7 protein-coding genes are annotated in these 11,694 nt (G+C 68.2%); 1 reads left to right on the plus strand and 6 read right to left on the minus strand.

Annotation, left to right across the window (positions count from 1 at the left end; translation table 11 throughout):
• Nucleotides 1-9 precede the first annotated feature (9 nt).
• The 6 genes from narH to ACWEPG_RS17480 form a co-directional block, all read right to left on the minus strand.
• Nucleotides 10-1,674: a nitrate reductase subunit beta gene (gene narH / locus ACWEPG_RS17455; RefSeq protein WP_452594869.1), complete on the minus strand. Its 1,665-nt coding sequence runs from the start codon at nucleotides 1,672-1,674 to the stop codon at nucleotides 10-12.
• Between the two features lies 1 nt (nucleotide 1,675).
• Nucleotides 1,676-5,365 carry a nitrate reductase subunit alpha gene (locus tag ACWEPG_RS17460; protein ID WP_452594870.1) on the minus strand — a complete coding sequence of 1,230 codons (3,690 nt, stop codon included), beginning with the start codon at nucleotides 5,363-5,365 and terminating at the stop codon, nucleotides 1,676-1,678.
• A 66-nt stretch (nucleotides 5,366-5,431) separates the two neighbouring features.
• Entirely contained in the window at nucleotides 5,432-6,655 is a 1,224-nt protein-coding gene (locus ACWEPG_RS17465) for a nitrate/nitrite transporter (protein ID WP_450114274.1), read from the minus strand.
• A gap of 143 nt (nucleotides 6,656-6,798) precedes the next feature.
• Entirely contained in the window at nucleotides 6,799-9,048 is a 2,250-nt protein-coding gene (locus ACWEPG_RS17470) for a polyribonucleotide nucleotidyltransferase (protein ID WP_450117183.1), read from the minus strand.
• Between the two features lie 421 nt (nucleotides 9,049-9,469).
• Nucleotides 9,470-9,739: a 30S ribosomal protein S15 gene (rpsO, locus tag ACWEPG_RS17475; protein ID WP_450117182.1), complete on the minus strand. Its 270-nt coding sequence runs from the start codon at nucleotides 9,737-9,739 to the stop codon at nucleotides 9,470-9,472.
• Nucleotides 9,740-9,882: 143 nt separating this feature from the next.
• Nucleotides 9,883-10,857 carry a bifunctional riboflavin kinase/FAD synthetase gene (locus ACWEPG_RS17480; RefSeq protein ID WP_450117181.1) on the minus strand — a complete coding sequence of 325 codons (975 nt, stop codon included), beginning with the start codon at nucleotides 10,855-10,857 and terminating at the stop codon, nucleotides 9,883-9,885.
• A 166-nt stretch (nucleotides 10,858-11,023) separates the two neighbouring features.
• Here ACWEPG_RS17480 and ACWEPG_RS17485 point away from each other — a divergent pair, with 166 nt between their 5' ends.
• Nucleotides 11,024-11,686, plus strand: a complete 663-nt coding sequence (locus tag ACWEPG_RS17485) for a metal-dependent transcriptional regulator (RefSeq protein WP_452594921.1) — start codon at nucleotides 11,024-11,026, stop codon at nucleotides 11,684-11,686.
• Nucleotides 11,687-11,694: the final 8 nt, after the last annotated feature.

Here is an 11,694-nt window from a genome sequence, read left to right on the forward strand (position 1 = left end):
CGGTTCCCTTCACCGCCGGGTCCCCTCGCCCGGGAACATGCCGTCCGGCACACCCTTGCCGTCCCAGTTCAGCAGGTTCACCCGCGACGGGTTGCTCGCGTTCGCGCCCATCGCCTCGCTGGTCTGCCGTTGCCGCAGCGCGTGGAACGTCTCCACCGCCACCGGGACCGGACCGCCACTCGCCTCCCCGAACGGCCCCGATCCCTGGTCGTACAGGCCGGGACCGCCCTCGAAGTCGAGCGCGCATTCCGTGACGGTCTCTTCCAGCCCATGCGCCTCCTCGGCATAGGCGGACGGAATCACATACCGCTCTTCGTATTTCGCGAGTGCGAGCAGCCGGTACATCGCGTACATCTGTTCCTCGGTCATTCCGACCGCTGCCGGGATGTGTTCCTGCGGGAGCCGTCCGAGGTTGATGTCACGCATGTACGAGCGCATCGCCGCGAGCCTGCGCAGCACCCCGGCGACCACCTCGGTGTCCCCCGCAGCGAGGAGTTCGGCCAGGTACTCGATCGGAATCCGCAGCGATTCCAATGCGCCGAAGAGGTTGCCCAGGTCCTCGCCGTCGTGACCGTCGCGGCTGACGGCGTCGACGACCGGTGACAGCGGGGGCACGTACCAGACCATCGGCATGGTCCGGAACTCCGGATGCAACGGCAGCGCGACCCGGAACTCCTTGATCAGCGCGTGGATCGGCGACCGCTGTGCCGCCTCGATCCAGGTGTCCGGGATGCCTGCGGCGTGCGCGGCGGCGACCACGTGCGGATCGTTCGGATCGAGCAGGGTGTCCAGCTGCGCCTCGTACAGATCCTTGTCGTCCGTCACCGATGCCGCCTCGAGCACCCGGTCGACGTCGTAGAGGATCAGCCCGATGTAGCGCAGCCGCCCGACGCAGGTCTCCGCGCACACCGTCGGCAGGCCCACCTCGACGCGCGGATAGCAGAACGTGCACTTCTCGGCCTTGCCGGTCTTGTGGTTGAAATACACCTTCTTGTACGGACATCCGGACACGCACATCCGCCAGCCGCGGCACTTGTCCTGGTCGACGAGCACGATGCCGTCCTCGGACCGCTTGTACATCGCCCCCGACGGGCAGGACGCGACGCAGGCCGGGTTCAGGCAGTGCTCGCAGATCCGGGGCAGGTAGAACATGAAGGTCTGCTCGAGTTCGAGTGTGACCTGATCGGAGACCTTCTTCAGGATCGGGTCGTCGGCGAGGATCTCCGGTGACCCGCCGAGGTTGTCGTCCCAGTTCGCCGACCACTCCACCTTCATCGGCTTGCCGGTGATCAGGCTGCGGGGCGGAGCCACCGGCATCTGATCACCGAGCGGCGCGTTGGTGAGATTCTCGTAGTCGTAGGTCCACGGCTCGTAGTAGTCCGAGATCTCCGGGAGCTTCGGGTTCGAGAAGATCCGCGACAGCTTCTTGAGCCGGCCGCCGTCGCGCAGACGCAGCCGCCCCCTCGAGTCCCGCACCCAGCCACCGCGCCACCGATCCTGGTCCTCGTAGGTGCGCGGATAGCCCTGCCCCGGCCGGGTTTCGACATTGTTGAACCACACGTACTCGGTGCCGGATCGGTTCGTCCATGCCTGCTTGCACGTCACCGAGCAGGTGTGGCAGCCGATGCACTTGTCGAGGTTCATCACCATCGCGAGCTGTGCCATGACCTTCATGTCAGTACGTCACCTCCTGGCTGCGGCGGCGGACCACCGTCACCTCGTCGCGCTGGTTGCCGGTCGGGCCGAGATAGTTGAACGCCCACGACGTCTGGGCGTAGCCGCCGGCCAGGTGCGTCGGCTTGATCAGCAGCCGGGTCAGTGAGTTGTGGATGCCGCCCCGGTTGCCGGTGGTCTCGGTTCGGGGCACGTCGATCGTGCGTTCCTGGGCGTGGTGCACGTACACCACTCCCTCGGGCATGCGGTGTGAGACGACGGCCCGGCACACCACCACGCCGTTGCGATTCACGGCCTCGACCCAGTCGTTGTCATGGACCGAGATCTTCGCCGCGTCCGTCGGGCTCATCCACATGGTCGGTCCACCCCGGGACAGCGACAACATGAACAGGTTGTCCTGGTACTCGGAGTGGATGGACCACTTGCTGTGCGGGGTCAGATATCGCACCGTCAGGCCGATCCCCTCCCGCACCTCACCGATGTGCGGCTCGTCGAACAGGCGCGCCATGTCCAGTGGCGGCCGGTAGATCGGCAACTGTTCGCCGAGTTCCTCCATCCAGTCGTGGTCGAGGAAGAAGTGCATCCGTCCGGTCAGGGTGTGGAACGGCTTGAGTTCCTCGATGTTCACCGTGAACGGCGCGTACCGGCGACCGCCGGTCTCGCTGCCCGACCACTCCGGGCTGGTGATCACCGGCACCGGCCGGGCCTGGGTGTCGGCGAACGTGATCCGGCGTTCCTCGCTGCCCTCGGCCAGGTGCACCAGTTGGCGGCCGGTGCGCTGTTCGAGCTGTCGGAACCCCTCCACCGCGAGCCGCCCGTTGGAGGTGCCGGACAACCGCAGCACCGCTTCGCACATCTTCTCCGCGGTGTCGAGTGCCGGACGTCCCGCCGCCGCACCGGAACTCATCACGCCGTGCTGCGCGGCCAGTTCGGCGACCTCCCGGTCGGGATGGAACGTCACCCCCTTGGTCACCAGGCCGGCCTTCTCGACCAGAGGGCCGAGGGCGGACCACTTCTCGGCGATGGCGGTGTAGTCCCGCTCCACCACCACCAGCGGTCCCATCGTCCGGCCGGGCACGGGCACCTCCCCGATGGTGCGCCAATCCGATTCGGTGCCACCGGGATACGCCATCGCGCCGGGGGTGTCGTGCTGCAGGGTGCCCAGGACGACGTCCGTGCGGGTGCCCAGATGCGTCCGGGCCTGCGCGGAGAACGCCCGAGCGATCGCCGCGAACGCCTCGAAGTCCGACTTCGTCTCCCACGGCGGGTCGATGGCCGCGGTGAACGCGTGGAGGTAGGGGTGCATGTCGGTGCTGGACAGGTCCGGCTTCTCGTACCAGGTGGCCGCCGGCAGCACCACGTCGGACAGCAGGGTCGTGGAGGTCATCCGGAAGTCGATCGACATCACCAGGTCCAGCTTGCCTTCGGGTGTCTCGTCCACCCATTCGACGCCGGTTGGCCGCAACTCCTCCCGGGTCGGAGTCGCCTGCAGGTTCGACGTGGTGCCGAGCAGGTGTTTGAGGAAGTACTCGTTTCCCTTGCTCGACGAGCCGAGCAGGTTCGCGCGCCAGATGCTCAGCACCCGCGGCCAGTTGCGCGGGTTGTCGGGGTCGGTGACGGCCAGGTTCAGCTCGCCGGACGCCAGTTGCTCGGTGACGTGCGCGGCGACGTCCTTGCCGACGGCCGTCGCCTCGTCGGCCAGGTCGAGGCTGGAGCGGTCGAACTGCGGGTAGAAGGGCGTCCAGCCCATCGCGACCGCGGAAGCCATCACGTCCATCGTGTGCCGCCCGGCGAATCGGCCGCGGCCGGTGGGGCTGGCCAGGGCGTCGGCGCGGTAGCCGTCGTAGCGCCACTGGTCGGTGTGCGCGTACCAGTAGGAGGTGCCCGCCATCTGACGCGGGGGCCTGCTCCAGTCGGTGCCCATCGCGACGGTCGCCCACCCGGTGACCGGCCGGCACTTCTCCTGGCCCACGTAGTGCGCCCAGCCACCGCCGTTGCGGCCCATCGACCCCGTCAGCAGCAGCAGGCTCAGGATGGCCCGGTAGGTGGCGTCGCCGTGGAACCACTGGCAGATGCCGGCGCCCATGATGATCATCGACCGGCCCCCGGACTCGACCGCGTTGGTCGCGAACTCGCGCGCGATCCGGATCACCTGTGCCGCGGACACTCCCGTGATCGGTTCCTGCCACGCCGGCGTGTACGGCGACGTGTGGTCGTCGTAGCCGGTCGGCCACTGTCCGGGCAGGCCCGGTCGCGCCACCCCGTACTGGGCGAGCATCAGGTCGAACACCGTGCACACGCGGTGCCCCGCCACGGTGCGGACCGGTACGCCGCGTTCGACGGTCTCGCCGCGGCCGTCGACGGTGTCGAAGCGCGGGAACGTCACCGTCGCGACCTCGCTCTGCTGCGCGTGGGCGACGGTCAGGGACGGGACCAGGTCGCCGAGGTCGAGGTTCCACTTGCCGACACCCTCGTCCCCGAACCGGAACCCGAGCGATCCGTGCGGCACGGCGGGCGCGTCGGTGGCGCCGTCGACGATCACCGGCTTGAAGGCGGCGTTCTCGACGCTCTCCCCCAGATCCGCTGCGGTGAGCGTCTTTCCGGGGACGAGCCGCCCGTCGCGTTCCTCGAGCTTGATCAGGAACGGCAGGTCCGTGTAGCGGCGCACGTAGTCGACGAAGAACGGCTCCCGCGCCTTGACGAAGAACTCGGACAGGATCACGTGCCCCATCGCCATCGCCATCGCGCCGTCGGTGCCCGCCGCACACGGCATCCACTCGTCGGCGAACTTGGTGTTGTCGGCGTAATCCGGGCTGACGGCGACAACCTTGGTGCCGCGGTAGCGGACCTCCGCCATCCAGTGCGCATCCGGTGTCCGGGTGACGGGGACGTTCGAGCCCCACATCAGCAGGTAGCTCGCGTCCCACCAGTCCCCCGACTCCGGGACGTCGGTCTGGTCCCCGAACACCTGCGGCGATGCAACGGGCAGGTCGGCGTACCAGTCGTAGAACGAGGTCATGACCCCGCCGAGCAGTTCGACGAACCGGGAACCGGCCGCGAAAGAGATCATCGACATCGCCGGGATGGGCGAGAACCCGGCGATCCGGTCCGGGCCGTACTCCTTGATGGTGTGCACGTGCGCGGCCGCGATCATCTCAGTTGCCTCGTCCCAGTTCACCCGGACCAGGCCGCCCTTGCCGCGGGCCCGCTGGTACCGCCTGCGCCGTTCCGGATCGTTCTGGATCTCCGCCCACGCCAGCACCGGGTCCTTCAGGCGGGCCTTCGCCTCCCGGTACATCTCGACGAGGACGCCGCGCGCGTACGGGTACCGCACGCGGGTCGGCGAATAGGTGTACCAGGAGAAGGCCGCACCACGCGGGCAGCCCCGCGGCTCGTACTCCGGCCGGTCGGGACCGACGGACGGGTAGTCGGTTTCCTGGGTCTCCCACGTGATGATGCCGTCCTTGACGTAGATCTTCCACGAGCACGATCCGGTGCAGTTCACGCCATGGGTGGAACGAACGACCTTGTCGTGGCTCCACCGGTCGCGGTAGAAGATGTCGCCTTCCCGGCCGCCCTCGCGGCTGACGGTCCGGCGGTCCGCCGAGAACGTGCCGGGAGTGAAGAATCGGCCGCTGCGCAGCAGCACGTCCTCCACCGCACCTCCGGTGCTCGACCCGCTGGACGTCACGTCGCCTCCTCTGTGCCGTCGGCGCCCACTGCCTCCGGCACCGCCGCTGATTCTCGAATCGTGCGTCTATCCCGCTGTCGTGCTTGCCTTCTCGGGTTCCCGGGCGTGCAGCTTGAGCGCGGTGTACAGGAAGGCGGCTCCGGCGGTCACCGCCAGCAGCAGCAGTCCCACGGTGTAGTTGTTGTCCTCTTCGTTGTAGGTCGCGCCCATCACGAGCGGCGGGAAGTAGCCGCCGAGGCCGCCCGCCGCGGCGACGATTCCGGTGACACTGCCGACGCTCTTCGCCGGTGACCGCCGTGCCACCCACGCGAACACGCCGCCGGTCCCGATGCCGAGGAAGATCGCCAGGGAGATGAAGGTGACCGCCGCCCAGAAGTCCGGCGGGGGCTGGAACGTCGCCACCACCGCCAGGGCCGCGGTGCCCGCGAGGGACACCAGCACGACCCACTTCGGTGCGATCCGGTCCGACAGCGATCCACCGATCGGACGGGCGATCACCGCGGCCAGCGCGAACGCGGCGGTACGCGTGCCCGCGTCGACCGCCGAGAAGTCGTAGATCGTCTTGATGTACGTCGGCAGGTAGTTGCTGAACGCCACGAAGCCGCCGAACACGATCGCGTAGAGGAACGACATCTCCCATGTCACACCGAGTTTCGCGGCGGCGGTGAGCTTGGGGACCACCGGTTCCTCGTTCGGCGTGAACGCCGGCGAGTCCCTCATCAGCACCACGCAGAGGCCCGCGGTGGCCGCGAGCGCGACGGCGACGATGACGTGGGTCGGAACCAGCCCGAACCAGCGCACGAATCGAGGGGTGAAGAACGCCGACAGGGCCGTGCCCACCATCCCGGCCCCGAACACGCCGGTGGCGAAGCCGTGCCTGCTCGCCTCGTACCAGGACTTCGCGAACGGGATGCCGATCGCGAACACCGTGCCCGCCACGCCGAGGAGGAACCCGGACACCAGCAGCATCACGTACGAGTCGGCCTCGGCGGAGAACCCGACGGCGAGCACGGGAACGATGGAGGCGAGCGCGACGAAGATGAACAGCGCCCGACCGCCGAAGCGATCCGTGAGCGGTCCGGTGACGATCCGGCCGAGTGATCCGACCAGGATGGGCGTCGCGACCAGCATCGACGCCTGCGAGCTGCTCAGTTCCAGCCGGTCGGCGTAGGTGGTGGACATCGGGCCGATCATGTTCCAGGCCCAGAAACAGATGGTCGACGTCCAGGTCGCGAGAACCAAGTTCCGGGCCTGGGCGGACTTGTCGAAAACAGGAGCACCTGTGTTCACGCGTTCAGCAAACCACCGCTCTCAGCGGTTCGCAGCGCGAAACAGTCACCTCGAAGGCAACTTTCCGGTCACGGCGCCGGAAACGCCGGGTGCCCCCGACCGCACGCGGTCGGGGGCACCCGAGGGTACTGCGAAGGCGACTGCTACGCGTCGGCGTCCTTCTCGGCCGGCGCCTCGGCGGCGTCGTCCTCGACGGGCACCAGCGAGATCTTGCCGCGGTTGTCGATGTCCGCGATCTCGACCCGGATCTTGCTTCCGACGTTCACGACGTCCTCGACCTTGCTGATGCGCTTGCCGTTGCCCAGCTTCGAGATGTGCACCAGTCCGTCGCGGCCCGGGAGCAGCGAGACGAACGCGCCGAAGGCGGTGGTCTTGACGACCGTGCCGAGGAAGCGCTCGCCCACCTTGGGCAGCTGCGGGTTGGCGATGGCGTTGATCTTGTCGATCGCGGCCTGCGCGGACGGGCCGTCCGCGGCACCGACGTACACCGTGCCGTCATCCTCGATGGAGATGTTGGCGCCGGTCTCCTCGGTGATCGAGTTGATCATCTTGCCCTTGGGGCCGATGACCTCGCCGATCTTGTCCACGGGCACCTTGATGGTGGTGATCCGCGGCGCGAACGGGCTCATCTCGTCCGGGGTGTCGATGGCCTCGGCCATGACCTCGAGGATCGTGGTCCGGGCGTCGTGCGCCTGCGACAGCGCGCCGGCGAGGACCTGCGACGGGATGCCGTCCAGCTTGGTGTCGAGCTGAAGCGCCGTCACGAAGTCCTTGGTGCCCGCGACCTTGAAGTCCATGTCGCCGAAGGCATCCTCGGCACCGAGGATGTCGGTCAGCGCCACGTAGCGGGTCTCGCCGTCGACCTCGTCGGAGACCAGGCCCATCGCGATGCCTGCCACCGGAGCCTTCAGCGGCACACCGGCGTTGAGCAGCGACAGGGTCGAGGCGCACACCGAACCCATCGAGGTGGAACCGTTGGAGCCCAACGCCTCCGAGACCTGACGGATCGCGTACGGGAACTCTTCCTGGCTCGGCAGCACCGGCACCAGGGCGCGCTCGGCGAGGGCGCCGTGGCCGATCTCGCGACGCTTCGGCGAACCCACGCGGCCCGTCTCACCGGTCGAGTACGGCGGGAAGTTGTAGTGATGCATGTAGCGCTTGCTGGTCTCCGGGCCGAGCGAGTCGACCTGCTGCGCCATCTTGACCATGTCGAGGGTGGTCACGCCCATGATCTGGGTCTCGCCACGCTCGAACAGTGCGGAGCCGTGCGCCCGCGGGATGACCGCGACCTCGGCCGAGAGCGACCGGATGTCGGTGATGCCGCGGCCGTCGATCCGGAAGTGGTCCTTGAGGATCCGCTGCCGGACCAGCTTCTTGGTCAGCGAGCGGAACGCCGCGCCGATCTCCTTCTCGCGACCCTCGAACTTCGGGGCGACCTGCTCGAGCACCTCGAGCTTGACCTCGTCGGTCTTGTCGTCGCGCTCCTGCTTGCCGGCGATGGTCAGCGCGGCCGAGAGCTTCTCGGTGGCGGCGGCCTCGACGGCGGCGTAGACGTCGTCCTGGTAGGCCGGGAACACCGGGTAGTCACCGGTCGGCTTCGAGGACGCGGTGGCGAGGGCCTGCTGCGCCTCGCACAGGCGGGCGATGAACGGCTTGGCGGCCTCGAGGCCCTGGGCGACGATCGCCTCGGTCGGTGCCTGCGCACCGCCGTCGATCAGCGCGATGACGTTGTCGGTGGCCTCGGCCTCGACCATCATGATGGCGACGTCACCGGACTCGACGACGCGGCCCGCGACAACCATGTCGAAGACGGCGTTCTCGAGCTGCTGGACGGTCGGGAACGCGACCCACTGGCCGGCCTTGTTCTCGTCCGAGGTGATCAGCGCGACGCGCACGCCACCGACCGGGCCGGAGAACGGCAGGCCGGCGATCTGCGTGGACGCGGACGCGGCGTTGATCGCCACGACGTCGTACAGATCCTTCGGGTCGAGGCTCAGGACCGTCACGACGACCTGGATCTCGTTGCGCAGGCCATCGACGAACGACGGGCGCAGCGGCCGGTCGATCAGGCGGCAGGTCAGGATCGCGTCGGTGGAGGGGCGGCCCTCACGACGGAAGAACGAGCCCGGGATGCGGCCCGCGGCGTACATGCGCTCCTCGACGTCCACCGTCAGCGGGAAGAAGTCGAAGTGCTCCTTGGGCTGCTTGCTGGCCGTGGTGGCCGACAGCAGCATGGTCTCGTCGTCCAGGTACGCGACGACGGCGCCGGCGGCCTGCTGCGCGAGGCGACCGGTCTCGAAACGAATGGTGCGGGTGCCGAAGCTCCCGTTGTCGATGACGGCGGTGGATTCGAACACGCCCTCGTCGACCTCGACTGCGGTGTTGGTGGTCATCTTTTCTCTTCTCTTCCCTCTCGTCTTCGCCGTGTCCGCATGGTCGTCGCCACCCTCCTGGCGGCGACGACGCACCTGCCGGGTGCGTTCGCGTCCCCTGTTCGGGGGCGAGCCGAACCCTTTGCGCGGAGGCGGCCGTCGATCGAAGCCAATCGCAGATCGTCCGCCTTGGGACGATCGTCCGAGTGGCCACTACCGAAGACCGACTGCCACGTCTGCAGGTACGTACGGCGGGATCCCTCGTGGATCCGGTGGTTCGTCGATGGAACCGTGTCCGTCGGGCGGCCCGATTGTTCTTTCGCCACCCGACAAACACCGGTAGCCAACGAGGTCAGTCTATGCACTCGCCTCGTTGGCTACCGGGATGTTCGCGTCCGCGCGGTCCGTCGTGTCTCGGGACCGCGCGATGCGTCGAAACCTCTTATCGACGCAGACCCAGACGCTCGATGAGCGAACGGTAACGCGCGATGTCGACCTTCTGGACGTACTTGAGCAGACGACGACGGCGTCCGACCAGCAGCAGCAGGCCGCGGCGGGAGTGGTGATCGTGCTTGTGCGTCTTGAGGTGCTCGGTGAGATCGACGATCCGCTTGGTCAGCAGCGCAACCTGCGCCTCCGGCGAACCGGTGTCGGTCTCGTGCAGTCCGTACTCGGAGAGGACGGCCTTCTTCTGTTCGGTGGTCAGCGCCACTGTCACTCCTGTTACTGATGTCTGCGCGACGAAAACCCGGGCAACGGCGTAGCTGCCCGGAGCCAGGGTGGCGTGGCCGCCGCAAACCGCAGCACACACCGAGAGAAGATCCTACCAGCCGGTTCGGGCGCCCCCGACCGGCCTCACCCGTGCACGTCGACGCGAGCGAGCAGGTCGCGGGTTTCGTCCACGTCCCGGCCCATCTGCGTGATCAGCGCCTCGATCGAGTCGAACTTCTCCATGCCGCGCAGGCGCCGGACGAAGTCGACGGCGACGTGCTGTCCGTACAGGTCCGGGGCCGCGTCCAGCACGAACGCCTCGACCGTGCGGGCACGGCCGGAGAACGTCGGGTTGGTGCCGACCGAGACCGCGGCCTTGTAGGCGACGCCCGGCGGCAGCGAACCCTCGACGGGATCCTGGGCGAGCACCGTGAACCACGCGGCGTAGACGCCGTCGGCGGGGATGGCCGCGTGCTCCGGCGGCGCGATGTTCGCCGTCGGGAAGCCGAGATCACGGCCGCGGCGCTCGCCGTGCACGACGACGCCCTCGACGCGGTGCGGCCGACCCAGCGCCTCCGCGGCGGCCGCCACGTCGCCCGCGTCGACGCAGGAGCGGATGTATGTGGACGAGAAGGTGACGGTGTGCTCGGCGAGCAGGTTCACCCCGTCGACGGCGAAGCCGAAGCGGGTACCGATGTCGCGCAGCATCGGCACCGTTCCTGCCGCCTTGCGACCGAAGGTGAAGTTCTCCCCGACCACGACCTCGGCCACGTGCAACCGCTCGACGAGAATCTCGTGGGCGTATTGCTCGGGGCTGAGCTTCATGAACTCCGTGGTGAACGGGATGACGCAGAACACGTCGATCCCGAGCGACTCGGCCAGTTCCGCCCGGCGTCGCAGGGTGGTCAGCTGTCCCGGGTGACTGCCGGGCCGTACCACCTCCATCGGATGCGGATCGAAAGTCATGAGCACACTGGGGATTCCGCGTTCGCTGGCCGCTTTGACCGCCCGACTGATCAGCTGCGCGTGCCCACGATGCACACCGTCGAACACACCGATCGTGAGTACGCAGCGGCCCCAGTCGGCTGGAACGTCGTCGAGCCCTCGCCATCTCTGCACGCCTGGAAGCCTACGACCCGTCGCGACCACCGTCACGTTCGGCACCACCCCACGAGTGTCGAGGTGCCGCACCAGGTGCGCATTGCCTAAGCTCAGTTCCGTGGGTGAGCGTAGAAGCGGATCAGACGGGTCGACCAGCGGGGTCGCCCCCACGGCGGGCCGCGGCCTGACGCTGACGACGGTCGCGCAGGACTATCTCAAGGTGATCTGGACGGCCGGCGAGTGGTCGGGCGAGCAGGTGTCGACCAAGATGCTCGCCGAGCGGATCGGGGTGTCGGCGTCGACCGTCTCCGAGGCGATCCGCAAACTGTCCGACCAGGGCCTGGTCGACCATGCCCGCTACGGGTCGATCTCGCTGACCGACGCCGGTCGCGCCGCGGCGGTGGCGATGGTGCGCAGGCACCGTCTGATCGAGACGTATCTCGTCGGCGAGCTCGGGTACGGCTGGGACGAGGTGCACGACGAAGCCGAGGTGCTCGAGCACGCCGTCTCCGACCTGATGATCGCTCGGATCGACGCCAAGCTCGGTCACCCCGAACGCGATCCGCACGGCGATCCGATTCCAGCGGCGGACGGCACCATCCCCACCCCGCCGGCACGCCAGCTGAGCGACTTCACAAACGGCGAGTCCGGTGTCGTCGCCCGGATCTCCGATTCCGACCCGGCGATGCTGCGGTACTTCGACACCGTCGGGATCTGCCTGGACCTGACGATCACCGTGCTGCAGCGGCGCGACTTCGCAGGCACCGTCTCGGTCCGACTCGGCGACGGAGACGCGGTCGAACTGGGAAACCCTGCCGCAGAAGCGATCTGGCTCGTGGAGAGCTGAGCCCTCGC

It is taken from the genome of Rhodococcus sp. NPDC004095, from assembly GCF_053604015.1.

Coding starts and splice junctions, on each gene's coding strand:
- narH (WP_452594869.1), bottom strand. CDS start 1,674: ATGAAGGTCATGGCACAGCTCGCGATGGTGATGAACCTCGACAAGTGC.
- ACWEPG_RS17470 (WP_450117183.1), bottom strand. CDS start 9,048: ATGACCACCAACACCGCAGTCGAGGTCGACGAGGGCGTGTTCGAATCC.